A 25,634-nucleotide genomic window follows, 5' to 3' on the forward strand; every position below is an offset into this window, starting at 1 on the left:
GCCGACCCGTTTACGCCAGGCCCTGGCGCCCATGGCCCCCATCTGTTCCCGGGTCCTGCCCGTCAGCAGCCGGTCCAGGAACTCCCTCAACTGCGCGGCGCGGGCCCGGTCCTGCCTGCGCGCGGTGGACGTGATCGAGCAGGACGGACACATCCAGCGCTGCGTGCCTGATCTGTTGCGCCCATGCTTGCGCATCCGCCCATGGCATATGGGGCAATGCCTGGCCCTCTTCGATCTGGTTCTCATTCCCCAATCGAACAGGAACGGGCACCCCTGCAAGACCCCTATTAACAACCCGACCTATTAACAACCACCCAACACGCTTACAGCCACAAGGCCAAACCCCCAACATAAACAACGCGTTTAGTTCCTATAGCCCCTGAATCAGTTGTCGTCATCCTTATCATGATGGCTCTTGCGATGCCAGGGCGGTCTGGCCGCATGCTGTGGGCCTTGCGCGGCGAGGAGGGCGTTCTCACGCCTGATTTCGGGAAGTCGACGGCGGTAATAGGGGTAGAGGGTGGCGAAGGTCAGCAGTATGGCGGCCAGTGCCAGACCGATCAGGACATATCTCAGACGGAAGAAAAGAATAAAGAGCGAACCGAAGGCGATCAGGGCGGCCCAGCCCCAGAGAATAAGAACTGCAGAACGAACCGTGTGACCGATACGCAACATACGGTGGTGCAGGTGCATGCGGTCGGGGTGCATGGGTGATTGCCCGTGGCTGAGCCTTCGGATGATGGCCAGGCACATGTCCAGAACAGGCAGGAAAAGCACCAGGATAGGCAGAAGAATCGGCATGAAAGCCGGCAGATAGATGCTGGCATGAATAGTGGCCGGATCCAATCGGCCGGTGACCACAATAGAGGCGCAGGTAATCAGGTATCCCAGCAGCATGGATCCTGAGTCTCCCATGAAGAGTTTGGCCGGATGCCAGTTGTGCAGGAGGAAACCCACGCAAATGCCCACCATGGCCACGTCGATCAGGGTGGCCAGAGAGGCGTAGTCGGGCGAGATGCGGGCAATGATATAGGAGTAGATGGCGAAGGCAATGCCCCCGATGGCCACAATGCCTGCAGCCAGACCATCCAGTCCATCCACAAAGTTGACCGCATTTATGGAGGCCACGATCAGGAATGCCGTTATGGCCATGGACAAGCTGGGTGAGGCCGCCACCAAGGATCCCAAAGGCAGGGAGATAATCTGGATACCGCCCCAGGAGACGAAGACCGAGATCAGCAGCTGACCGGCCAGCTTGAGCATCCAGTCCAGGTCCCAAAGGTCGTCGGCTATACCCAGCAGGCAGATGGCCACTGCCCCGGCCAGAATGACCCAGGCCTGATGCCCGGACTGGAAGAGGCCCGTGATGAAGGGAATGCGGGATGCGAAGCACATGGCCACGGCAAAGCCGATTAACATGCCCAGGCCGCCCATCCGAGGGGTGGGCACCTTATGTACATCGCGAGCGCGGACCACACCCACAGCGCCAACCCGAATGGCGAGATGACGGACCATGGGCATGACCAGCCATGTGGCCCCGCCAGCTATGGCGGCAATAAACAGATATACCCTCACTGGCCCTCCCCTATGCCGGTTTGGTCCGAAAGAAGTGCACGGACCCGGGCCTCGCCGATTACGCCTTGCCGCAGCACATGTATTCCGTCGGGATCAGCCTTGTCGACTTCCACCACCGTGCTGGCCACCGAACCTGGAGTCGGCCCCCCGTCCAGATAAAGGTCGACGCTATCACCCAGCTCGGCTCTGGCCTGTTGGACGGTCTCCACACTGGGATTGCCCGATCGGTTGGCACTGGAAGCCGCCAAAGGGCCGGTCACCTGCAGAAGTGCACGACAGATGGGCGAGTCAGGCACTCTGACGGCCTGGGTAAGACCATCAGGCTCCATCCGAGGGGTGCGCAGAGGGCAGGACTGTCCTACAAGGGCAATGGGCGAAAAAGGACCCGGTAGGAGCGCATCAGCCAGGCGATTCAGAGGTGCGGGCAAGCGGAGGTCCAGCTTATCCATGGCCTCCACTCCATCCAAAAGCACCTGGATTGACTTTGTTCTGGGACGATGCTTGGCCTGGAAGAGCCGATCAATGGCCGCATCGTTGCATGGATCGCAGACGATGCCATAAACCGTGTCGGTAGGAATGACCGCCAGCCCCCCGGCAGCCACCACCCGGGCCAGCAACTGCGGCGACCGACTGTCATAGGTCATCACCCGGCTCATACCCTGCATCACGACCTTTCGGCTCGACATGTTCATATGACCAGCTACTAATCTATCCCAGGACCACGGCAGGCCGCTAGGAAACAAAGACTGGCCGCCGAGCGGTAAGGTAGCGGTCTCGGCCGGCCAGATCCTGATGGGTGCATGCCTCAAGGTACCCTCGCTCCTGTGCGGCAGCAACCATGGCCGGTCCCTGGGAGGCATCATGTTCCATAACCAGCAGACCACCGGGAGCCAACAGGATTTTGGCCCTGTCCAGAATGCGGCAGGGCAAGGCGCACCCGTCAGCCGAACCACCGTAGAGGGCCAGATCTGGATCCCAGTCACGCACCTCGGGCTGGCTAGGAATCGCATCCAGGGGGACGTAGGGTGGGTTGCTGATAACCAGATCCACCTGGGCATCCAGATCAGACAGGGTGGCGGAATCCGTGGCATCAGCCAGCAGCAGCTGATAATCGGATCCAGCCTCCCGGATAGCAGCCTCCTGAGCGGCGGCGTTCAATGCACCCCACCGATATGCCTGCTCGTCTACCTCTGCGGCCCGGACCCGCACCCCTGGAACCTCTATGGCCAGAGACAGCCCGATGGCCCCGCTGCCAGAGCACAGGTCCACCGCCAGTGGATGATCCATTCCAGCCAAGGCATCCACTCCCGCCTGGACAACCGTTTCGGTCTCAGGACGAGGGATAAAGACCCCCGGTCCCAGGCGAAGATCCAAATAACGGAAGTAGGCATGGCCAAGAATGTACTGCAGGGGTTCGCGTCCGGCTCGCCTTTGCAGATAGGACTGATAACGTTCAAGGGCCGCCGACTGGGAACCATCAGTGTATGTGCGATCGACACCTTTCGTCAGCAGTTCCTCAGCAGTCCAATCCATAAGCAGAGCCTGATCCAGCTGGTGCAGATCACACCGCAAAGCATCGGCTAGCAACAGCCTGGCATCATTGATCGGAGTAGGCACACCCGCCTGGGTCAGCAGGCGGTGACCCTTATCAACCAGCTCAGCCAGACTGGCCCCGAGCTCCTGCTGATTCACTCCTGTGATGCCATTCTGCGGGCCTCGTCGGCCTGAATGTCGGAGTCGATGACAGCCTGCAGGTCGCCATCCAGCACCTGTTCCAGGTTGTAGGCCTTGTAGCCGGTGCGATGATCCACGATCCGGCTCTCGGGGAAGTTGTAGGTCCTGATACGCTCGGACCGATCAAGGGAACGAACCTGGGAATGACGCATGTCGGCAGCCTGGGCAGCCTCCTCCTCGTGCTTCATGGCCAGAAGACGGGACTTGAGTACCCGCAGGGCAGCCTGACGATTCTGTATCTGAGATTTCTCGTCCTGCATGGAGACCACGATGCCGGTGGGAATATGGGTCATGCGCACAGCGGAGTAGGTAGTGTTGACGGACTGTCCTCCTGGGCCGGAACTCATGAAGATGTCAACCTTGAGATCCTTAGGGTCAATCTCAATCTCGTCGTCGTCCTCATCGGCCTCCGGGAAAACGATGACTCCAGCGGCTGAAGTCTGAATGCGGCCTTGGGACTCGGTGACGGGAATGCGCTGGACCCGATGGACGCCGCCCTCGTACTTGAGCGAGGCCCAGACGCCGTCGGCAGGAGCTACCTGACCGCGAGCGCGGATAGCCAGCTGGGCATCTTTGACTCCTCCCAGCTGGGTGCGGTTCTCACTCATGATCTCGGTGGTCCAACCACGTTTTTCGGCATACCGCACATACATACGCATCAGATCGCCAGCGAAGAGGGCCGCCTCCTCGCCGCCGCTGCCGGCCTTGATTTCCATGATCGTATCGCGGCCGTCATCAGGATCACGCGGAATAAGAGCGGTACGCAGGGTCTGCTCCAGGTCCGGTATGCGGTCAGCCATGGCCTTGGCCTCCTCGGCGAAGTCAGGATCCTCCCTTGCCATTTGTTCGGCCGCCTGACCGTCCTCCAAGGCGCTTTGATAGGCCTTATAGGCTTCAACAATGGGAGCGAGTTCAGCATGTCTGCGGCCCAATTTGCGGATCTGCGCCGGATCTGAAGCCGTTTCGGGCTGACTCATCTGCTTTTCCAGGCGACCGTACTCCTCGACGGCAGCCACCGCCGCCGGAAACTGCTCCTCGCTCATCTACACCCTTCCCGTCCGCTCATCCGCCTGGTTCAAGTCATAAAAAACGCCAGTCCCCACCGGGCATAGCAGAGCGACCCGGAAGGGACTGGCGTTGGAAGTGCTACTTGGTCCTCTTGCCGTAACGGGCTTCGAACCGAGCCACGCGACCACCGGTGTCCAGAATCTTCTGCTTGCCGGTGTAGAAGGGGTGGCAGTGCGAGCAGACATCAACCGTCATATGATCGCCGGGAGCGGTCGAACGGGTGATGAAGGTATTGCCGCACGAGCACGTGACCTCAACGGGATGATAATCGGGATGAATTCCCTGCTTCATGGTTACTCCTAGATTCAAGGGCCCCGGGTCGACCGCCCCTGTGGCGGACGTGAACCGGCAACCGCGTAATAGTCTAGCGCAACCCGGGGAAAATACGACCCCCTTGCGCCACACGCCGAATCCGCCAACCCGGAGTGGTTGGTCGAACTTCCTTTAGAATCGAACAGTCGGACCGGCCGGCCCGACAAGGCAACAAAGGAGGGCAGCAATGCAGCAGGAAGTAGCGTTCGTTACCGGGGCGGCTCAGGGGATCGGCGAGGCTATTGCCCGTCGGCTTGCCAAGGACGGGTTCGCCGTGGCCGTGGCAGACATGAATACAGACAAGGCCCAGGCTGTGGCCAACTCCATCAATCAATCGCACGGACGGGCCATGGCCGTCACCCTGGACGTGACCGACCGTGTCCAGGTGCGTTCCGCCGTCGAGAAGACCGCTACCACATTGGGCGACTTCAACGTGATCGTCAACAATGCCGGCCTGGGGCCGACCACCCCGATCGAGTCCATCACCCCAGAGCTGTTCGACAAGGTCTACCACGTCAACGTGGCAGGAACCATCTGGGGGATGCAGGCCGCTGTTCAGGCCTTCCGTGATCGGGGCCACGGCGGCAAGATCATCAATGCCACCAGCCAGGCAGGCGTGGTGGGCAACCCCAACCTTATGCTCTATTCCTCCACCAAGTTCGCCATCCGCGGCCTGACTCAGGTGGCTGCACGCGACCTTGCCAAGGAGGGCATCACCGCCAACGCCTACGCCCCCGGCATTGTCAAGACACCCATGATGATGGACATCGCTCATCAGGTGGGGGTCAACGCCGGCAAGGATGACGAGTGGGGCATGTCCACCTTCTCGGACGGCATCGCCCTGGGACGGCTTTCCGAACCGGAGGACGTGGCCAATGCCGTGGCCTTCCTGGCCGGGCATGACTCTGACTACATCACCGGCCAGACCCTGATTGTGGACGGCGGCATGCAGTTCCAGTGAGGCTGCAGCAAGGTTTCGCTCACATATGATGGACCCCCGCTGATCGATTCCACCCGACAGCGAGGGTCCATGATCATTCAGGCGTTGAAGACGTACTTGTCCAGACGGTCCATAGCCTCCTGGACGCGGCTCAAAGGCAGGGCCAGGTTCATGCGGATGGCGCAGGGAGCCTTGAACTGCCGCCCATCCTGAACGGCTACACCCACATCCCAGGCACGCTTGAGCAGCTGATCCAAGCTCAGATCGTGGTCCTTGCACCATTGCGTGCAATCAAGGAAGAGCATGTAAGTGCCCTGGGGCTTGGAAAGCTCGACTCCCTCGAAATGCTGGCGGATGTAATCACAGGCGTAGTCCACATTCCCGGTCAGGACCTGCCGGAGTTCGTCCACCCACTCCTGGCCTTCAGGCTTGTAGGCTCCGATCAGGGCATGCATGGACAGAACGTTCATGTCGTTGTAGTGGGCCTTGGATCCCTTGGCCACAATCCTGTCGCGCAGGTACTTGTTGTAGATGATGTGGTAGGAGCCGACCAGCCCGGCCAGGTTGAAGGTCTTGCTGGGCGCATAGAAGGCAGCCGTCCTGTTGCGGGCATCCTCGCTGACCGACTGGGTAGGAATGTGCTTGTGGCCCGACAGAATCAGGTCTGACCATATCTCGTCGGAGATGACCACGCAGTCGTTCTCCTTATATACCTCCATGGCCTTCTCGATCTCCCACTTCTCCCACACGCGGCCGCAGGGGTTGTGCGGGCTGCAGAAGACCGCCACATGGATGTTGTTCTCCTTGAGCTTGCGGTCCATGTCCTCGAAGTCCATCCGCCAGACGCCCTGCTCGTCCTTCTTCAACGGGCTGTGCACAATGTGGTAGCCGTTGTTCTCGATGCACATCGTGAAGCCGACATATGTCGGGCTGTGAAGCAGCACAGCGTCGCCAGGAGCCGCAAAGGCGGTCAAGGTGGAAACCACTCCGCCCAAGACCCCATTCTCATAGCCGATGGCCTCGGCCGTCAGGCCCTCCACGCCGTTACGGGTCCGCTGCCAGTTGATGATTGAATTGTAGTAATCATCACTCGGATCGAAGTAGCCGAAAGCCGGATGCTTGGCACGCTCGATGATGGCCTCGGGGATGGTCGGCACCGTGGGGAAATTCATGTCGGCCACCCACATGGGAATGATATCGAACCCCTCCTTGGGCGGTTCGGGAGCGAAACCAGGCTGGGCGCCCAAACCGTCAACCGCAATAGCATCCTTGCCATGCCTATCCATGATGCTGGTGAAATCGTAGGTCATTGTATTCCTTCCATGTTTTGGCCGGACGAACCGACCGTCTTTTTCAGTTAGCCAGATCCTCGGCGATACGATCAGGAATCTGCCATGGCCTCATGACCCTCGCCTGAAAGTGTAGCGTCCAAATCCGCTTCTCCGTTAGTGGGCGCCGGATTGACCAAGTCTTCATCCGAAGTTGTCTCAGTCTGCTTGTTGCTGCTTCTGCGTTGAAGAACGAACAGAACTGCAAGAAGGATCATCCAAGGTATGGTCACCAGGTAGCTGATTCTGTATTCCGGCATTATTGCCATCATTATCATGACCAGCCCCATGAACGCGAGCGCATAGAAATTGCTGAAGGGGTACAGAGGCAGCTTGAAGGTCAGCTCGTCCTCTTTGCCCTCACGCCGCTTTATGGAACGGAAATGATACTCGCTGACAAGCTCGGCCACCCAGCTGAAGACCAGCATGAAGACCGTGATCGATGAGAAAAGTGCGAATGCACGCTCGGGAAGAACAGCCATCAGCGCTATGCCTACCAGCTGCATAAGCACTACAGTCAGCACACTGACGTAGGGAATCTTCTTCTTTGACACCTTGGAGAGTATCGAGGGAGCACTGCCTTGGAGCGAAAGGTTGTAAAGCTGACGGCTGTACATGAAGATGCCGCTGCTTACGGCACTCAGGGACGCGGTGATGACGACAAAGTTGATGATGGAGGCCGCAGCCGGGATACCCAATGACGCGAAGACACGGACAAAGGGAGAACCCACACCCTTCATCTTATCCCAGGGCCACATGCACAGGATCACAAAAGTGGATCCCAAGTAAAACAGGACAATGCTCCAAAACACCCCGTTGACGGCGCGAGGCATGGTTTTCTTGACATCTTTTGCTTCACCTGCCGTATAGGCGACCGACTCCGAGCCTCCAAAGGCAAAAGCCACCATGACCACAGAAAACAGCAGCCCGGACAGGCCATTCGGCATGAATCCATCGACTGTCAGGTTCGTGAGCATGACTGGATGTCCCCCGTTGCCAATGCCGGTGAAGATGATGATCAGGCCACCGATGACCATAACAATAATGGTGACTACCTTCACGGCCGAAAGCCAAAACTGCGACTCACCATAGAAGCTGACGGATATCAGGTTGATGACGCCCATCAGCACCATGCCAATCAAACCGCTGGCCCATATGGGAAAGGAGGGAAACCAAAACTGGACATATTTACCCAATGCTGTAAATTCCGCTCCTGAACCAGCCACGCAACCGAGCAGACTGGTCCAACCTATTGCATACCCCACGAAAGGATGAATATATCTGCTGGCATACGATACGGTTGCGCCTGATACCGGTTCAGCAGTGGCCATTTCGCCCACTGCCCGACAGACTATGAATATAGCAGCGCCTGCCAGTGCGTATGCCAACAAAACGGATGGACCCGCATAAGATATTGCCCCGGAGGACCCGTAGAACAGGCCGACTCCGATTGCACCGCCAATCGCCATCATGGCCATCTGCCGAGTGTTGAGGCTACGTTTCAAATCCTCATCTTCATATTGCTCGGCCGAACTGGATTGTGAATCAGATCTACTCATGTGCTGCACCTCCTCTTTGAGTTGTTTATATTATTTTATCACAGCAATAATATTTTGTCTTTAATAAAATAGCTTTTTTGCATTGTGATAGAATTTCCTCTATATGTCGGTATTATTTCCTGTTTCAAATACAGACCTCAGGGGGAAAGGAGTGCAATATGAACGGAACAGAGAACATCTCAACATCCCTACGCCCCTTTATTCCCTTGGTGGACTTCCTTGGCGAGCTATTGGGACATGACACCGAGGTCGTCCTGCAGGATGTAAAGGACTTCTCGCACTCAGTCGTTGCAATAGCCAACGGACATGTCAGCGGACGCAAAGTAGGCAGTCCCGCCACCGACCTTGTTCTGAGAATCTGGCAAAACCGCGAATACGAACACCGAAACTACCTGGTCCGTTACGCCGGCTATACACATGAAGGCCGCCCTATTGTCTCCTCCACCTTCTTCCTACGTAATACAGAAGATCAGGTCATCGGTTTTCTCTGCATCAACTTTGACAATTCAATCTTCAAAGAGACCAGTAAAGCTCTGCGAACAGCCAGCGACTATCTGGATTCCATCAGTTCCAACGGATCCCCATTCCCTACACATCGCATCATGAGAGACCAATCGGATCCTGACACACAAACCGTGGATACGCCCGATGAGCATGGCAATGCAATAATTCAGAATGATGCATCTGCTCAGCAAGCGGTCACCGATGGGACGCATGAAACCCTATCCGTGAACGCGGAGGATCTGACAAACCAGCACATCCAATCATTTGTAGCGGAACACAGGGTTCAGCCCGAGCGGATGAACAAATCAGAACGACTGAAGCTCATCACCGACCTTGACGATTCGGGTATCTTCCTGATCAAAGGTGCAATAGATACCGTGGCTGGTGCACTGGGCATTTCAGCACCAACGGTGTATAGATACTTGCACTTGATCAGAAAGGAAAAGAGAGGAAACAAGGAGCAGCCTGTCGAGTAACATCAATAAGAGATCTGAGGCCAACGGTTGATCATTTATGGACCAATAACACTCTTCTGTTGAAATATTCGCAACTGCAGATGTACCCAGCCGTGGATCACTGTCTAGGTGTCAGTCATATTCATGCCAATAAGTGGTTATGCCTGGATTTTGAAGTCCAAGAATGAACATACCTTCGGTTTCTGAGGGCCCAATATATTCAAGGGCACCCCTAAAAAATAGACCCGACGAAACAATGCGAGCTACCCTATTGATTCAAGCAAGCAGGTAGCTTGTTTAGTAGGCACGTGCCGCTTATCCCCTTCAGCCGGGAGGAGCGGAGATGCGCAAAGCGCTATGCCCGAGGCCAACAATCTTTTCATCAAATCCATCTAACCGGAAGCACGGAGACGGCACCCTTCTCAGCTTTGACACACCCCCTCCAGGGTGTATGATTAAGAACAGATATACGGGGGACGTATACACGATGGACCTACAGGGACTGAATTATCTTCAGTTCCAGAGGAGATGTACATGCGTATAGTTTCCCGGCATATGCCGACGGCTCTGACTCGAGCCCGTCCCGTATTCTTTTCCCTGATAAATTCTCATACTTAGCGGTTCTACGGAAACGCTTCCGGATTATTGTGGCATGCGCAGATCTTTTGGCTGTCTACGCATGCACGCTTGGGGCACCGAGAAGTGGACATACACCGAGAGTGCTCTATGATCCGATATAAAAAACGCGCCTAGCTCTTTTCCCCCGGCTTACATGTGAAGCCATACATATTTGCATCGGTGAATCATGGATGCTAGAGCTAGGCAGCGAGAGGACGGCCCCGACAATAGCCGGGGCTAGTCCTTCTACTAAGACTATCAAGAAAGTTCGGTGCACAACACCTAGTCCTTCCACTGGCAGTCATTGAAGACGCGGACCAGTGTTGAGCCAAGTTACCCAATTGACTTTGGGATGAGAGACCTTGATCTCCTCTATTCAATCTATTAATAAAGCCCCGGAAGTTAAAAATTTCCGGGGCTTGCTCTTCTGTGGGGCCTCAGGGGCTTGAACCCTGGACCGAACGATTATGAGTCGTTTGCTCTAACCGACTGAGCTAAGGCCCCGCGCCGATCTTACCGGCCAGAGTCATGGTATCAAGACGACTCGTCATCAGCCAGGTCCGGATTGTCGGACCTACTTGGTGACCTGGTTATAGACAGGCAGACCCATGTATCCGAAAGGAGCCTGGCGAACCTGCCTGCCGGCCACTGCCGAGACCTTCCTGTACCAGAGCGGCAGTACCGGAAGGTCCTTGAAGAGTACAGCCTCGGCCTGGCGGTAATCCTGCATGGCTTCGTCCTGATCGGTCTTGGAGGCGGCGCGGGAAAGGATGGCATCGTATTCCGCGCTCTTGTAGTCCCCATTGTTCAGACCCTTGCCATCGGCCTGGCTGGAGGCATACCCTTGAACCAGGTAGCCTTCGGGGTGGGGATAGTCCGAGGTGATGCCCGAATTGAAAATGCTGTTGACCTGACGGTTATGAACTGCCGTATTGAATTCCTTGCCCGTAGGGAAGATATTCGGTTCCGTCTTGATGCCCAGAACCTGGGCATACTCATGCAGAACCGCATCAACCCAGTCCTTGTCGGTCCCGTCAGCACTGTATGCGATGCGAAGCGTGCCCTCCCAGGGGGATATGGCATCAGCCTGCTTCCACAGTCTACGGGCCTGATCCGGATCGTGGCTCAGCACTTTTTTGCCTTTGATGTCGGAGGCATTCCCCTTGATGGTTGGGGCCAGGAAATCAGTGGCCGGCGTAACTGAACCAGCGAAGACCTTTTCGGCTATTTTCGTGCGATCCAGAGCATATGACAGGGCTGCCCGACGAAGGGCACCCTCCTGGCCCTGGAAATGCTTCAAGCCTTGCGGGATGGTCAGCGACCGAAAGGCCGGCCCGGGCTTGATCAAGGGCTGCAGGCCCGAATCGGTATGGAAGGTTTTCAGGCGGGAGACCGGAACCGTATCGAGCACATCCAGGTGACCGGCCTGAACATCGGCATAGGCAGCATCAAGGCTCTGGTAGTCCCTGAACTCCAGGCTTCCGTTCCGAGCCTTACGCGGTCCCTTGTATGTGGGATCCTTCTCCAGCTTGATCCCCTGATTGGGCACCCAGGATTTGAAGCGGTAGGGCCCATTCCCGATCGGTTTCTTGCCGAAGGCCTTGATGTCCTTGTAGGCGGATGCCGGCAGCGGTAGGAAGGCCACGTCTCCCACCTTGTAGGGGAAGGAGGAATCCGGCTTACCCATGGTCACCTCCAGGGTCAGATCGTCAACCACCCGAAGACCAGACAGAGGGGCCTTGGGGTCGCCGTGCTCATCCTGGACTTGCTCGTACCCGGCGATGGTCGAAAAAGCCGAGGCACCCAACTGCCCATTGGCTGCATTCGCCGCAAAAGACCAGGAATCCACATAGGTCTTGGCTGTAATCTTTTCCCCATCGCTGAAGGTGAGTCCTGGTTTGAGGACAATCGTGTACTGGCTTGCATTCTCATTGGGTGTAATCGATTTGGCCTCGACCAGGGTCATCCCGCCTTTGTCGTCGAAGGTGACCAACCCATCGAAGAGCTGAGTCACCACCTTCCAGCCTGCGGTGTCGTTGGTGCTGGAGGGAATCAAGGGGGCCGTAGGTTCGGCATTGTTGACGCTGATAGCGGCCTTAGGGTCGACCCGGTCTTCCTGGGGAGCCGGGGATGTGCCGCAGGCGCCCGCTGCCAGAATGAACGGGAGTATCGCTGCTGCGAGGTAGGAACGAAGCTTGGTCATAATAGGACCCTTCCTGCCCGGTACGGGCTGTCACAGCTGCACAACAAACATATGGTCGATACAGTCGGTCTGACGAGGATACCGATATTCAGACCTGCCTGACATCCTGACCGGATGCCAGCCGATCCAGAGCACCGGTGCGGCCGATGGCCCGGAAGAGGAACCAGCTGACCAGTCCAGCCAGAACCACTCCGCTGATCAGTTCACAGATGGTGCCGATAATCCCCCTCGGGCTGAGGAGGGAGACCCCCTGATAGTAAAAGGCCAGGAGAAAAGCGTTGTACACCAAAGCTATCAGAATACCCCCCAAAACGGTCGTTCCCAGGGTCCATCGGCGGTAACGGAAAATTCCAAAGGCCAGTTCCGCGCAAAGGGCCTCGACAATGGCCTCCACCAAAATCATCGGCACGTTATAGGCATTGCCAGGCAGAATCTCGACCAGGACGCTGATGACGCCAACATAGACGGCTGCGCCTGGCTTGCGCAATATCAACAGGGAAAGGGTGCAGGGGAAGTAGAAGACCCCATGCAACAGGGCCGCCGCCCCGGGAAGCAGGGCCGTCATCAGCGGAAATATCCACGAGGCGAGCAGACTGGCCAACCAGTAAATTAACCCCGACACCGCGCCCAGGCCTGCGCCGACCGCAATGTCGAGCGGCCTCCAGCGCAACCGATGAGCTGCGGAAATTCGACTCTGCTGCTGTTTCACCGTCATTGATACTCCCTTACAACCGCCCTAGAGCGGACGGCCCATTCCTCATGCGCACAGCGATAGGACGGAGGCCCACCCTGCCGGCAAAGGCCTGTCCGGCGCTCCTTGACCTGCGCATGCCGGGCGGGAACGTCGACTCAAGGCTACCCCGACCAAGGCGGCAGAACCAGGGTCTGGTCATAGGTCTTGTTTATAGGCGGCCATGCACTTGCTTCACCAGGCTTATCAGCCCGGCGCATAAGTCAGAAGTTCCCACTACCATGAATGCAGTTTGCACTGTCTTTCTAAGGTTCTGTGAGGTAGCTTCTTGGCCGAATTCATTTATCAGATGATCAAGGCGCGCAAGTCCTTCGGCGACCGCGTCATCCTGGACGATGTGACCCTGAGTTTCCTGCCCGGCGCCAAGATCGGCGTGGTGGGCCCCAACGGCATGGGCAAATCCACCCTGCTGCGGATCATGGCCGGCCTGGACACGGTCAGCAATGGGGAGGCACAGCTCACCCCCGGCTATACGGTAGGCATCCTCCAGCAGGAGCCGCCGCTGGACGAAGACAAGACCGTGGGCGAGAACATTCGCATGGCCTTCGGCGACATCATGAGCAAGGTGGACCGCTTTAACCAGATCGGCGAACAGATGGCCGACCCCAACGCCGATTACGATGCTCTCATGACCGAGATGGGTCAGCTTCAGGAGCAGATTGATGCAGCCAACGGCTGGGACCTTGACTCCCAGCTGGACCAGGCCATGGATGCCCTGCAGTGCCCTGACCCGGACACTCCTGTCTCGGTCATCTCGGGAGGCGAGCGCCGCCGTGTGGCTCTATGCCGGCTTTTGCTTGAAGCCCCTGACCTGCTGCTGCTGGACGAGCCCACCAACCACTTGGATGCCGAGTCCATCCTCTGGCTGGAGCAGTACCTGCACACCTATAAGGGTGCCGTCCTGGCAGTGACCCACGACCGGTACTTCCTTGACAACGTGGCTGAGTGGATCTGCGAGGTGGACCGCGGCCACCTCTACCCCTACCAGGGCAACTACTCCACCTATCTGGAGACCAAGGCCAAGCGTCTGGAGGTCCAGGGGCAGAAGGATGCCAAGCTGGCCAAGCGTCTTAACAACGAACTGGAATGGGTCCGGTCCTCCCCCAAGGCCCGGCAGGCCAAGAACAAGGCCCGTCTGGAGCGCTATGAGCAGATGGAGAACGAGGCGCGGAACAACAAGAAGCTGGACTTCTCCGAGATCCAGATTCCGCCGGGGCCCCGCCTGGGCTCCAAGGTGCTGGAGGCCGAGCACATCCATAAAGCCTTCGGTGACCGCGTCCTGATCGACGATCTGAGCTTCACCCTGCCTCGAAACGGCATCGTGGGCGTCATCGGCCCTAATGGCGTAGGCAAGTCCACACTCTTCAAGACCATCGTGGGCCTGGAGCCACTGACATCGGGCACCCTGGAAGTCGGCGACACAGTCAAGATCTCCTACGTGGATCAGAACCGCGAGGGCATCGACCCCAACAAGAACCTCTGGGAGGTGGTCTCCGGAGGGCTGGACTTCATCGAGGTAGGCGGTGTCGAAGTGCCTACCCGGGCCTATGTAGCCTCCTTCGGCTTCAAGGGCTCGGATCAGCAGAAGCCTGCTGGCGTCCTGTCGGGCGGAGAGCGCAACAGACTGAACCTGGCACTCACCCTGAAGCAGGGCGGCAACCTGCTCCTGCTGGACGAGCCCACCAACGATCTGGACGTGGAGACCCTGGAAAGCCTGGAAAATGCCCTGCTGGCCTTCCCCGGCTGCGCTGTGGTCATCTCCCACGACCGCTGGTTCCTGGACCGAATCGCCACCCATATCCTGGCCTGGGAGGGCACGGACGAGAATCCGGCCTCCTGGTATTGGTTCGAAGGCAACTTCCAGGCCTACCAGGAGAACAAGGTCAAGCGTCTGGGCGAGGAGGCCTCCAGGCCCCACCGCATCCACCGCAAGCTGACCCGCTGAAAAGAGCAGATCACCAAGAGAGTAGGGGACCGGGGGAAGCATGAGCACCGAGGATGAACCGCTGACTCGAGCCATCGCTGCGCTGAATCTGCAGCAACAGCAGCACACTGATGGCCGTTCCAGCTTTCGGGGCGAATCGCTGGACTTCCCCACAGGTCGCCTTTATGGGGGCCAGTTGCTGGGACAGGCCATCATGGCCGGCGGGCGGACCGTGCCCGAAGGACGACTGCCCCACTCGATGCACGCCTATTACCTGCGCACCGGACTGCTCATTCAGGACGTTCAGGCGGAAGTCGAGACCATCCGCGACGGGCATTCCTTCTCCTCCAGACGAGTTGATCTGCACCAGGGGGAACGGACCATCCTCAACGCCCTGCTCTCCTATCAACAGGTCGGCCAGGAGGGTGTCCGCTATGACGACCCCATGCCCACGGGTCTGCCCGATCCGGAGAATTTGCCTGGCTCCCGGGAACTGATGGAACCCTATGCCGACCAATCCCCCTTCGCTGACTACTACGCCCATCAGAGCCCCTTCGACATGCGTCATGTAGGCGGCACGGTCCTGCTGGACGATGCGGATGATGCAGAAAATGGGAATTCCAGGGATGACAGCAGGAGTCGCCAGGCCGTTTGGAGCCGCACCCAGGGAAGGGTCGACCTGGACCCGCTGATGCGCCGGGCCTTGCTGGCCATGGAATGCGATCAAATCATGATGGAGCCCGCCCTACGTCGTGCCGGAGTAAGCATGACCACCCCGGGGATTTCCTTCGCCTCCATCGACCATGCCATGTGGTGGTACCAAGATCTGGACCCCTGCGACTGGCACTGTTTCATTCAGGAGTCCCCAGTAGCCGACCATGGCCGCAGCCTGTGCCTGGCCAAGGTCTACAACAGTCGGGGCGATTTGGCAGCCTATATGCTTCAGGAAGCCATGATCAGGGTGCCTAAAGACTGACCTTCCACTAGGGTCATCGCCTCATCGCGTATTCTTCCACTTCAAAGGATCAACAGCCTGGTCGTCAGCAGGCCGACCATCGTCCGTCAGGAATGTCCTGGGCACCATCCTTGAACGCTGTTCAACCGTGTCTTTTATTTGAATCGGTTTTTATCTTCGCCCTGTCAGCGGTATCGGCCGCGTCGGCCATGGGTCTGCGTGAGGACTTGCGCCGATCGGGATTCTCAGGGCCGTCGTCCGGGGGCAGTTGGCAAAGCCACTCCCCCACAGCTCCGGCCACCACATCGATCAGACAGACAAGGGAGGCCACCAGGCACTCCTGCATGACCCGTGTGTAATAGGGCGCGCCCGCATGACCCATGCTGATCAGCGCCTGACTGCCATACCAGCCCAACAGGGCGGCACAGGCAATGCCCAAGGCCTTGCTCATAATCAGCACGTTGACCGCGAAGCGCAAATCCATCTCCTTGCGGTCTCCCTTGGCATAGCGATGCACCTGCAAGGCCATGACCAGGATGGCCACCCCCAGCAGGAAGAGCAGCACGCTGACCAGCCAGGGAACCCCCATGAGGTCCGTCCTGGTGGACATACCGAGTTCTGATATACCGGCACCTCCCATCAAACCCAGGATCAGGGCGACCAGGTAGTGCACGAGCGGGGTGCGGCGGGCCCTCATGACAACCCGTCCAGAATCCAGTCCTCCGAGACCAGGCTGATGCGATCACGATCAGGAGCACGGTTGGCCAGGCTTGCCAGACAGGATCCGCCAGCCCCAGGCAGGCAGTGTTCAGGCTCCAAATAAGCCCAGGGAATCAAAATGCGCGATGGCGCATCAGCAGCCAGCAGAGGCGGATGGTCCTGCGAAGACAGAACCGAACCGTCCAAGGTCTCCACTTCCACTACATCGGCATCCAGTCCACCCATCTGTCTGATAGGAGCGGCCACCATGTCCAAGGCCGACCGCAACTCCTCCAGACTTAGCGGCGTTTGCAGGATCACCACGGCCGATAGACGCTGATCCCCCTGATCGTCCCGGTAGGCATATAGGGGCGAGATGCCAACCAGCTGACTGCCAGGGATTCCGTCCAGGGCTGCAAGAGCACGGAGCATGGTCAGCCGGTCGGTTCCCGATGCCCCTTCCAGCGCAATCACATCACGCATCAGGAGACCTTGCGGTTGAGCGCCTTCAACAGTCGACTGACTGGACACCTCGTTATCATTCTCCGGATCTAAGGACAGGTCGTTCTGCGTAGAAGAGGTCACAGGATGACGCAATCGCGCCTGCGCCGCATGAACAGAATCGGCCTGACCAGACAACAGGAGCGAGGGATGCCCCAGAGCAGCATTCCCGGCGCCGCTGACTCGTCCAGACTCCAAGCTGCCAGGGTTACCCTCCATCTGGTCGTCGGCGGCTCGCTCCAAGGTGATGCCCACCTGAAAATCGACCCCGGTTCCCTGGTCAGCGCCCAGACGGGTGACTGTGACGCGGGTGCGACGGATCTGGTGGGAGAGCAGGATGGAATCAGCTACCTTGGCGGCCAGAGATTCCAGAATCTCGTTAGCCGGCTCGTTTTGGATCAGGTTTACAATCCTACGGACAATCTGCACATAGTCCACAGTCTGTGTGCCGTCGTTGAGTCTGCCTGCCTCGCTCAAATCCAGGTAGAGGACGGCATCGACTTGATAGCTGAACCCAGGCTTCTGCTGGTCATGCAGGGGTGCGACCTTGATGGAGCTCAGACGAATGGAATCCATGATGTACGCTCCTCCCTTGCCTTGGAACATTCACTGTCACACGGCCCGGGACCATATGCAAGGCACCGAGCCGATGCAGAATTCAGTGCTGGTCCTCTGTGGACGGCCCGTTTACGCTGCGCCTGAGTGCCTCGGGAATCTCCACAGGGGGCTGCTCGGAGTCCGGCCGATCCGGTGCAGACAGCCAGAGCTGACGCTCCGGAGCCTTGCGCAGGCCAGCGAAGACCGCAGCCAGCTCGTCCTTGTTCAGGGTCTCTTTGACCAGGAGCTGCCGAACCAGTTCGTCCAGCACGTCACGGTTCTCGGTGATGATACGCCATGCCTCTTGATGGGCCGTCTCGATGAGATTGTGGACTTCCTCATCGATGGCCTCGGCTGTCTTCTCCGAATAGTTGTGGGGCTTCAAGGCATCGAGCCCTGAATCCTGGTCGTTCTCGTCAGCCCACTTGATGGCGCCAAGCTTTGACGAGAACCCATACTGCAGGACCATCTGCCGGGCGATGCTGGTGGCCTTCTCGATGTCATTGGAAGCACCGGTGGTCGGGTCATGGAAGACCACTTCTTCTGCCACACGACCGCCCATGGCGTAGGCCATCTGGTCCAGCAGCTCGTTGCGGGACTGTGAATAGCGATCTGTGGTAGGCATGACCGCGGTGTAGCCCAGGGCGCGTCCACGCGGCAGAATGGTCACCTTTGTGACCGGGTCAGTGTGGTGCAGGGCAGCAGCCACCATGGCATGACCGCCCTCGTGGTAGGCAGTGTTGCGCATCTCGGCCAGAGCCATGCCCTTGGTCCGCCGCCGAGGTCCGCTGAGCACACGGTCGATGGCTTCGTCGATGGCCCGATTGTCGATCAGCTGGGCATCGGAACGCGCAGTCAACAGAGCAGCCTCGTTGAGCACGTTGGCCAGGTCGGCGCCGGTGAAGCCGGGCGTACGCACAGCCACAGTGTGCAGGTCCACATCCGGCACAAAGGGCTTGCCCTTGGCATGGACCTTGAGGATGGCCTCACGGCCCTCCAGGTCTGGGGCCTCCACGGCCACCTGACGGTCGAACCGGCCGGGCCGGAGCAGGGCCGGATCCAGAATGTCGGGGCGGTTGGTGGCTGCAATGATGATCAGGTTGGTGTCGTTGTCAAAGCCGTCCATCTCGACCAGCAGCTGATTCAAGGTCTGCTCGCGCTCGTCGTGGCCGCCGCTCATGCCGGAGCCGCGCTTGCCGCCCACGGCATCGATCTCGTCGATGAAAATAATGGCCGGTGCATTCTTCTTGGCCTCGTCGAACAGGTCGCGCACTCGGGAGGCGCCCAGACCGACGAACATCTCGACAAAGTCGGAGCCTGCCATGGAGTAGAAGGGCACGCTGGCCTCGCCGGCGATGGCCCTGGCCAGCAGGGTCTTGCCGGTTCCAGGAGGACCATAGAGCAAAACGCCACGAGGTATGCGGGCGCCCAGAGCCTTGTACTTGGAGGGGTCCTTGAGGAACTCCTTGATCTCCTCCACCTCCTGGACAGCGGCTTCCTCGCCGGCCACATCCGAGAACTTGGTCTTGGGTGTCTGCCCGTCGTTGAGCCGGGCGGAGTTCTTCTTGCCGCCCATGCCGAACATGCCGCCACCGGCCGCCGAAGACATTCGCGAGAGCAGGAACCAGAAGACTCCCAGAATAATCAGCATGGGCAGGATGGACGAAATCAGGTAGCTCATCATGCTGGTCTGTGGCACCACCGAGTTGTACCCCTCGGATGGCTTGGCCTTCTCTACGGCCTTGACGACCTGCTCCCCCTGTGCCTCCACGTAGTAGAACTGCACGTCCTTGCCGAAGTTCTTGGAGGTGCGGTTGCCGCGGAAGCCAGGTACATCCTTGACGAAGTCGCTATTGAGCTTGAGCTCGACGACCTGCATCTTCTCGGTGATCTCGGCTTTCTTGACCATGCTGCTGCGGTCGTTCAGCAGCTCCAGGCCATCCTGGGTGTCGATGGTCTGGGCGCCGTTCTGGCTGCTGAAGAAGCCAAAGATGGCCAGGATGATGACCACAGCCAGAATTCCCCAGAGCCATGGGGAACGCCAGAAGGAGCGGTTGCCCCCGTTGGGACCAGAACCGTTGTTGCCTAGGTTGAAGTTGAAGGGGTTGTTCCCCTTGTCCCCGTTGTCCCTGCCTCCGTTGGGCGGACCCTGCTGCGGTCCCTGCGAGTAGCTCATGACTGCTCCCCCTGATCCTGATGATCCTGTTCCTGGGTCGGGTCCATGTATTCCTCGGACCTGAGTACGGCTATCGAGTCAAGATTACGGTACTGCTCGTCATAATCCAGCCCGAAGCCCACAACGAATTCGTCGGGTATGGCGAACCCCGGATACTTGACATCCACCTCGACCTCGTGTCGCGAGGTTTTGTCCAGCAGAGTGAAGATCTCCACCGATGCAGCTCCCCGCTCCTTGAGATGCTCAACCAACCAATGCAAGGTATAGCCGGAATCGATAATATCCTCAACGATCAGAATATGCCGTCCGCGCACATCGCAGTCCAAATCCATCCTGATGTCCAGGTCCCCCTTGGAAACACTGGTCTTGCCGGCCGGATAGCTGGAGATGCTCATGAACTCGATCTGAACCGGTATGGTGACGGCCTGCGAAAGGGCGGCAAGCGTGTTGAAAGCCCCCTTGAGAACGGCCAGCATGATTGGGTTCTTGCCCTGGTAATCCCGGCTGATCTGCTCAGCCGTCCGATTGATCAGATCCTCTATGCGTTCTTTGGACACCAGTTCATGGTCGATATGGGATTGAATATCAGCGATGCGCATGGTCCCCATCATTGCATATGAGAATGACTTGACCCTTACGGATTGCTGTATGGGAGCTGGGAAAGCGGGGGCCATGCTGGCCGTGCCAACGGCAGACCAAATCATCCAGGGCCCGGACCTGCACGGCCGTGAACCTTATGTCCAGCTCGGTCAGCACCTGAGCCAGCAGGCGGGTACGCAGAGCCGGATGACAGTCGGCCAATCCGCGGGCATCCAAGCAGGCCAGAACCCCTTCGGCCTTTTGGTCCGGGTCAGGGCTCGCAACCAGCCGCTGGAAGAGTCCATTCACCTGGGAATCCAGGTAATCCTGATCGAGACGTGCCATGTCCGCACCCAGAGCCAGGCGACGGACCATGTCCCGGCCAGCGAACCGGTTCAAGGCAGGCAGCAGGTCATGACGGATCCGCGAGCGCAACGGCAGCGTCTCGGGAAGCGTACAATCAGCCGGCTGATCGTCGCCGTTGGTGGGGTCGTCCCACCAGTCGATCCCCTGCTGGCGACAAATGGCCGTGGTATCTTTCCGGTCCAGGCCCAGGAACGGACGCAGGTAACGCATTCCTCCACGCTCTATACGCCGAGCCATCCCGGTGATGGCCTCCAGCCCTTGGGAGCGAATCAGGCCAATCAGCACTGTCTCAGCCTGATCATCACGGGTGTGCGCCAGGAGGACAGCCCTGGCGCCCAACTCAAGGGCCTGCACGGAGAGGGCCTGGTAACGGGCTGCACGGGCATCGGCCTCAGGGCCTGCCGAAGTGACAGGCACATCCACTCTGGTGACGCGGACCGGATCCAATCCCAACTCCCGGCAGGTTCCAGCCGCGCGCTCGGCAACCCGATCCGAATCAGGCACCAGACCGTGATCAATCAGCAAGGCCCCGCACCTCAGACCGGTCATATCGGCCACCAAATGGGACACGCAGGCCAGGGCCAGGGAATCCCGGCCTCCAGAGCAGGCCACCAGGATCAGTGGGGCATCCGGATCAGGCCGGTGCACCCCGTGATGGGTGAACCGCCGGTCCTGCAGGCCCAGGCCCTCCCGGTCCAGGGTCGAGCGCAGGAGGCCCACCGCCTTTTTCATCTCCGCTGAATAGACCATGGTCCAGGCATCTTCCCGTTCAGAGCCGATCCAGGGATCCGACCAAGGTGTCCACAGCCTGCTGGGCAGCAGCCACATCCTCGGGATCGTTGACGACTACAGCAAAGACCAGAACACCGCCTGAGCGTCGAATCACATTGCCTGCCAGTGAAGTCACTTGATCCAAGGTGCCGGTCTTGACCCGGATCAGCCCGTCGGCCTGATTGTCTATTTCGCGTCTGGCCGCCGTGCCGGTCAGCCCCACCACCGACAGACCCTTGACCAGGGGGGTCAGCCCCTTCTCGGACAGGGCCAGCTGCTGAACGTCCACCAAGGTTCCCACCTTTAGACTTGAGCCAGGGGTCAGCCCCGAACAGTCGGCCATATTGAGGCCCGCAGTGTCCACACCAAGCTTGTTCAGCGTGCTGGTCACGGCTTTCACAGCCCCGGCTGGACTGTTGGGCATGTCCAGGGCCAAGGCGGTCAGGCGGCCGAAAAGCTCAGCCAGGCTGTTGTCGGAATTGCGCAGCATCAGCGACATGATCTCGCTGAGCCGTGCCGAGCTGATACGGGCCAGAACCTTGCCCTGGGCATGGTCGATCCTGTTCGGCTCCTGTGCATTGTCCACCTGAATCCCGGACTCCATCAGGCGACTGGCAAAGACCGCTGCAGCAGCCCCTGCCGGATTTTGAACCCTAGGCAGGTAGACACCGCCTGCATCTGGATAGGCAACAGGCTCGGTCTGTCCCTGCCTGGCCTCATCCACGGCCATAGCGACAGGCTCCTGGAAGTAGATTCCATCAGCATTGTTTTCTTCGATTCCCTTCGGCGCTCGGTCGTCGCCGAAAAGCGTGTCCTGGTAAGCCAAGGTCACTCGGCCGACCCCCTGCTTGTGCAGGGCCTGGGCCGTCTTCATGGCCAGAGTTCCCAGTCCTGCCCGGCCGTTGACGTGCAGGGGATCGTCCTTGCCGGCGCCTAGCAGCATATCGCCGTGACCGCGTAGGGTCAGCGTCGCCTGCGAGGAGGAAGAGGAATTCAGAACCGCCTCAGTGTCCAGCTGGGAGGACATATCCAGAACGGAGGCGGCTGCGGCTGCGGTCAAGGTCTTCATGGTGGAGGCCGGCTGGCGTGCCTGGTCGGCGTTCTTCTGAGCAAGCACCCGTCCGTCAGCCTGTCGCACGACCAGCGAGTATGCATTGCCTATGCCCGGTGTGTCGGCAAAAGCGTTGACCAGCTGCTGGACCTGACCGGTATCCACCGCGGACCCGGGCTTGTTGGCGGCGAAGGTCGGCGGTTCGCCCATCATGACAGCAGGGGGGACCGAAGAATGACTGGTCTTGGACAAAGTCAGCGGTCCAGGCACTAGGTCAGCCAGATCCATGCCAGCATAGCCGACGACCAGTATGACAGCCAAAAGCATGGCCAAGGCCACCCGCCAGCGTCGCTTGATCTGACGACGGCGTGTCATGCGCTGCTGATGTCTGTCACCCAATTGCTCTCCCGGACTTGCATTCGCCAACCGAATTCGGCTCGGTTCGGTCGGCATCATCCAACTAGCCTAGTACTGGTCCTGTCGCTGTCTCAGGACTGCAGAGAAGCATAGCGATCCAGAGTCAGCAGAATGGCCGACTGACGACGATCGAAGATCCGAGACCCTAAAGCGACACCTACGGCAAGCATAACCAGGCCGTTCGCCAATGCGACCGGCACAGGCAGCCAGAGCGGAAGAACCCCGCCCGTGGTCATGGCCAGCAATGTCACCAAGAAGGTGGGCAGCATGATCACCAGGCTAGCCAGCAACTGCAGCATTGGCAGGAAGCCTTGGGCAACAGCACGTCCCTGCGGTGACGTGAAGGGCTGGTCCATAGAAGGCACCGGATAGATCAGCAGGGCCGAGAAAATCTGGGCGACTCCCAGCCCAGACAGGAGCAATCCTACGGTCACAGCCAGCATATCCAAGGAGATGATCAGATCTCGCCCGCCCTTCATTGCCCCGGAGAGTGCCAAAGTCACCAATCCAAGCAGGAGTATGCAGGGCAGAGCCACACTCAGATGGCTGCGGACACGGGACTGCCGGTCCTCACGACCCTTCACTCCTGACGCTATCTCCATACGCAGGGCTAGCCCATCATAGGCCAAGGCGTTGCCCTCGGGAATCTCCAGCATCAGGGCGCCCAAGATCGGTCCCAACCATAGCAACATGGGCATCTGACGGAAGATCACCGCGTATAGAATCACCACAACAAGCAGAAGCGGATAGCTGGCAAGCTTGCGCGGATCCTGACGAAGATAAATCAGCAATCGCGCGGCCATGGCATCCACAGTGTCCCGGGACCGGCCCAGCATCCCCAGCCCCTTGGGTGCACCCGACCGTTCAGCCCTCGCCCCTGCGTACAAACGGTTATGACGCAGACACAGCATGCCGATCATGAAACAGAGAGCCAGGGTGGCCAGCTCCATACACAGCCGTCCGAGCAGAGCCCACCATGATCCCGAAAGGAAATCCTCCGGCAGGCGGACAGCGGCACCCAATGGCGTCCAGGCCAGTATGTCGGCCGTGGATTTGAGGGAGTCAGTGTCGACTGCCATGCCATCTATAATCCCGCTGTCCAGTAAAGAAGGCAGCAGACACAAAAGCATGATCACCACGGTGACCAACAGATAGAGCCCGGATCGGGAGCGCTGAGAAACCATCAAGGTACCGACCAGGTCCAAAACAGCCCGGGATAGGGCCAGCATCACCATGACAGCCAGGAGGGCGGCGACCAAAGCCACGATCGCGGCTCCGACACCCATGCGGGCATAGACGGCCGTCAGGGCCAGGAAGCAGACGAGGCCAGTCAATCCCGTAGGCCCAGTCAGCCCGGCCAGGTAGAGCCCCACTTGCAGCTGGCTGTCAGGTATCCCGTAAAGGACGAATCGCGAGGGGCTCAGGATGGACCCCTGGCCCAGGAAGGCCAGTTGAATCAGGACCACTCCCAGAGTCAGCCCGACCAGGAACAGGACCAATAAGGTTCCCATACGCTGCCGGTCGCCCGAACCGGCACTGGGCAGCCAGCCTCCCAGTGTCAGTGAAGCCTGCCATGAGGCCAGGCAGATGCCTATGACCATGAGCAGACTGATGATGGCTCCGACCATCTGCCAGGAGGAGTGCTTGATCGTGCTCCAGGTAATGGACCAACGCATGGCGATGATGGTGGATGCCGTGCTCATTCCGCCTCCCGGTCTTCCTCGGATCCGGAGCCGTTCAGCCAAGCGATTCGCTTAGCCTGGTGACGGCCGCCGACAAGCTCCAGGAAACGATCCTCCAGATCCTCGCCTGCAGCGACCTGGGCCACCGTGCCATCAGCCCGAACCAGACCATGGTCGATGATGGCCACATGGGTGCACATCCGCTCCACCAGGGCCATGACATGCGAGGAAATGACCACTGTTCCCCCGGTATCGACATACTCGGCCAGGATGTCCTTGAGATTGGCGCTTGAGACTGGGTCAACCGATTCGAACGGCTCATCCAGCACCAGGAGTCTAGGAGAATGGATCATGGCTGTGGCCAGGCAGATTTTCTTGGTCATGCCCGATGAATAATCGCAGACCCGCTTGCCGCCGGCATCAGTCAGGTCGAAGGCCTCCAGCAGGTCCCTGGCCCGGCCCAGCGCCTCACTACGCGGCATCCGTCTAAGCATGCCCGAATAGACCAGCAATTGCAGACCTGTCAGCCTGTCGAAGATCTGATCACCCTGGGGCATGACGCCGATGATCCGCTTGGCCGTATCCACGTCCGACCACACGTCCCTGCCCAGAATCATGACATTGCCGGAGTCGGGCACCAGAAGTCCGGTCATCATATTCAGCGTGGTGGTCTTCCCTGCGCCATTGGGGCCAACTATCCCATAGAAGGACCCCCTGGGGATGTCCAGAGAGAGGGCGTTGACAGCAGGCCGGCCCTGATAACACTTGACCAGGGCGCGGATAGAGACCGCTGCCTGTGTATCTGGCGGAGGGACCATTGCCGTCTGGGCGGTCATACTGGTTGTTTGCGCTTCATCGGACATGGCCTT

At 59.0% G+C, this 25,634-nt stretch carries 21 protein-coding genes, 1 tRNA gene and 1 pseudogene; 4 read left to right on the forward strand and 19 right to left on the reverse strand.

Annotated features, from left to right (window positions below; translation table 11 throughout):
• The 6 genes and pseudogenes from CI603_RS06675 to rpmE form a co-directional block, all read right to left on the reverse strand.
• Positions 1-246: pseudogene (locus CI603_RS06675) on the reverse strand (IS256 family transposase); the annotation flags it as partial.
• A 138-nt stretch (positions 247-384) separates the two neighbouring features.
• Positions 385-1,575, reverse strand: coding sequence for an MraY family glycosyltransferase (locus CI603_RS06680; protein ID WP_046323220.1), 1,191 nt, complete (start codon positions 1,573-1,575; stop codon positions 385-387).
• Complete coding sequence (locus CI603_RS06685; RefSeq protein ID WP_183122275.1) at positions 1,572-2,231, reverse strand: L-threonylcarbamoyladenylate synthase; 660 nt, start codon at positions 2,229-2,231, stop codon at positions 1,572-1,574. The genes CI603_RS06680 and CI603_RS06685 overlap by 4 nt, the downstream gene beginning before the upstream one ends.
• A gap of 76 nt (positions 2,232-2,307) precedes the next feature.
• Complete coding sequence (gene prmC, locus CI603_RS06690) at positions 2,308-3,267, reverse strand: peptide chain release factor N(5)-glutamine methyltransferase (protein WP_121913534.1); 960 nt, start codon at positions 3,265-3,267, stop codon at positions 2,308-2,310.
• The gene (gene prfA / locus CI603_RS06695) at positions 3,264-4,352 is read right to left on the reverse strand and encodes a peptide chain release factor 1 (protein WP_121913535.1); all 1,089 of its coding nucleotides are present in this window, start codon (positions 4,350-4,352) and stop codon (positions 3,264-3,266) included. Before prfA ends, prmC begins: the two co-directional genes overlap by 4 nt.
• 103 nt (positions 4,353-4,455) lie before the next feature.
• The gene (rpmE, locus tag CI603_RS06700; protein WP_015022244.1) at positions 4,456-4,668 is read right to left on the reverse strand and encodes a 50S ribosomal protein L31; all 213 of its coding nucleotides are present in this window, start codon (positions 4,666-4,668) and stop codon (positions 4,456-4,458) included.
• 208 nt (positions 4,669-4,876) lie between these two features.
• Between rpmE and CI603_RS06705 the strand changes: the two genes are divergently transcribed.
• A complete protein-coding gene (locus CI603_RS06705; RefSeq protein WP_121913536.1) occupies positions 4,877-5,650 on the forward strand; it encodes a (S)-acetoin forming diacetyl reductase in 774 nt (257 codons plus the stop codon).
• A gap of 77 nt (positions 5,651-5,727) precedes the next feature.
• Here the strand turns inward: CI603_RS06705 and CI603_RS06710 are convergent, their stop codons facing one another.
• Positions 5,728-6,939 (reverse strand): MalY/PatB family protein, encoded by a 1,212-nt coding sequence (locus CI603_RS06710; RefSeq protein WP_121913537.1) that lies wholly within the window; start codon positions 6,937-6,939, stop codon positions 5,728-5,730.
• Positions 6,940-7,010: 71 nt separating this feature from the next.
• Positions 7,011-8,516 (reverse strand): amino acid permease, encoded by a 1,506-nt coding sequence (locus CI603_RS06715; RefSeq protein WP_082097782.1) that lies wholly within the window; start codon positions 8,514-8,516, stop codon positions 7,011-7,013.
• 158 nt (positions 8,517-8,674) lie between these two features.
• Between CI603_RS06715 and CI603_RS06720 the strand changes: the two genes are divergently transcribed.
• A complete protein-coding gene (locus CI603_RS06720) occupies positions 8,675-9,496 on the forward strand; it encodes a transcriptional regulator (protein WP_046323225.1) in 822 nt (273 codons plus the stop codon).
• Between the two features lie 1,027 nt (positions 9,497-10,523).
• Here CI603_RS06720 and CI603_RS06725 read toward each other — a convergent pair.
• The 3 genes from CI603_RS06725 to CI603_RS06735 all read right to left on the reverse strand — a co-directional run bounded on the left by CI603_RS06725 (position 10,524) and on the right by CI603_RS06735 (position 13,011).
• Positions 10,524-10,597, reverse strand: a tRNA-Ile gene (locus tag CI603_RS06725).
• A 70-nt stretch (positions 10,598-10,667) separates the two neighbouring features.
• Positions 10,668-12,296 carry an ABC transporter substrate-binding protein gene (locus CI603_RS06730; RefSeq protein WP_121913538.1) on the reverse strand — a complete coding sequence of 543 codons (1,629 nt, stop codon included), beginning with the start codon at positions 12,294-12,296 and terminating at the stop codon, positions 10,668-10,670.
• Between the two features lie 88 nt (positions 12,297-12,384).
• Positions 12,385-13,011, reverse strand: coding sequence for an ECF transporter S component (locus CI603_RS06735; protein WP_046323227.1), 627 nt, complete (start codon positions 13,009-13,011; stop codon positions 12,385-12,387).
• Between the two features lie 304 nt (positions 13,012-13,315).
• Between CI603_RS06735 and ettA the strand changes: the two genes are divergently transcribed.
• Positions 13,316-14,992, forward strand: coding sequence for an energy-dependent translational throttle protein EttA (ettA, locus tag CI603_RS06740; protein ID WP_024626701.1), 1,677 nt, complete (start codon positions 13,316-13,318; stop codon positions 14,990-14,992).
• A 40-nt stretch (positions 14,993-15,032) separates the two neighbouring features.
• A complete protein-coding gene (locus CI603_RS06745) occupies positions 15,033-15,947 on the forward strand; it encodes an acyl-CoA thioesterase II (protein ID WP_121913539.1) in 915 nt (304 codons plus the stop codon).
• Between the two features lie 121 nt (positions 15,948-16,068).
• Here CI603_RS06745 and CI603_RS06750 read toward each other — a convergent pair whose 3' ends face one another.
• The 8 genes from CI603_RS06750 to CI603_RS06785 all read right to left on the reverse strand — a co-directional run bounded on the left by CI603_RS06750 (position 16,069) and on the right by CI603_RS06785 (position 25,628).
• Positions 16,069-16,623, reverse strand: a complete 555-nt coding sequence (locus tag CI603_RS06750) for a DUF3180 domain-containing protein (RefSeq protein ID WP_121913540.1) — start codon at positions 16,621-16,623, stop codon at positions 16,069-16,071.
• Positions 16,620-17,702 carry a dihydroneopterin aldolase gene (locus tag CI603_RS06755; protein WP_183122276.1) on the reverse strand — a complete coding sequence of 361 codons (1,083 nt, stop codon included), beginning with the start codon at positions 17,700-17,702 and terminating at the stop codon, positions 16,620-16,622. The genes CI603_RS06750 and CI603_RS06755 overlap by 4 nt, the downstream gene beginning before the upstream one ends.
• An 82-nt stretch (positions 17,703-17,784) precedes the next feature.
• Positions 17,785-19,899: an ATP-dependent zinc metalloprotease FtsH gene (gene ftsH, locus CI603_RS06760; RefSeq protein ID WP_121913542.1), complete on the reverse strand. Its 2,115-nt coding sequence runs from the start codon at positions 19,897-19,899 to the stop codon at positions 17,785-17,787.
• Positions 19,896-20,498, reverse strand: a complete 603-nt coding sequence (hpt, locus tag CI603_RS06765) for a hypoxanthine phosphoribosyltransferase (RefSeq protein WP_121913543.1) — start codon at positions 20,496-20,498, stop codon at positions 19,896-19,898. The genes ftsH and hpt overlap by 4 nt, the downstream gene beginning before the upstream one ends.
• Entirely contained in the window at positions 20,485-21,594 is a 1,110-nt protein-coding gene (gene tilS / locus CI603_RS06770) for a tRNA lysidine(34) synthetase TilS (protein WP_121913654.1), read from the reverse strand. Before tilS ends, hpt begins: the two co-directional genes overlap by 14 nt.
• 19 nt (positions 21,595-21,613) lie before the next feature.
• Entirely contained in the window at positions 21,614-23,065 is a 1,452-nt protein-coding gene (dacB, locus tag CI603_RS06775) for a D-alanyl-D-alanine carboxypeptidase/D-alanyl-D-alanine-endopeptidase (RefSeq protein ID WP_183122277.1), read from the reverse strand.
• Positions 23,066-23,154: 89 nt separating this feature from the next.
• Complete coding sequence (locus tag CI603_RS06780; protein ID WP_121913545.1) at positions 23,155-24,786, reverse strand: hypothetical protein; 1,632 nt, start codon at positions 24,784-24,786, stop codon at positions 23,155-23,157.
• The gene (locus CI603_RS06785) at positions 24,783-25,628 is read right to left on the reverse strand and encodes an ABC transporter ATP-binding protein (protein ID WP_121913546.1); all 846 of its coding nucleotides are present in this window, start codon (positions 25,626-25,628) and stop codon (positions 24,783-24,785) included. Before CI603_RS06785 ends, CI603_RS06780 begins: the two co-directional genes overlap by 4 nt.
• Positions 25,629-25,634 lie beyond the last annotated feature (6 nt).

It is taken from the genome of Bifidobacterium sp. wkB338, from assembly GCF_003688325.1.
Classification (GTDB): Bacteria; Actinomycetota; Actinomycetes; order Actinomycetales; family Bifidobacteriaceae; genus Bombiscardovia; species Bombiscardovia polysaccharolytica.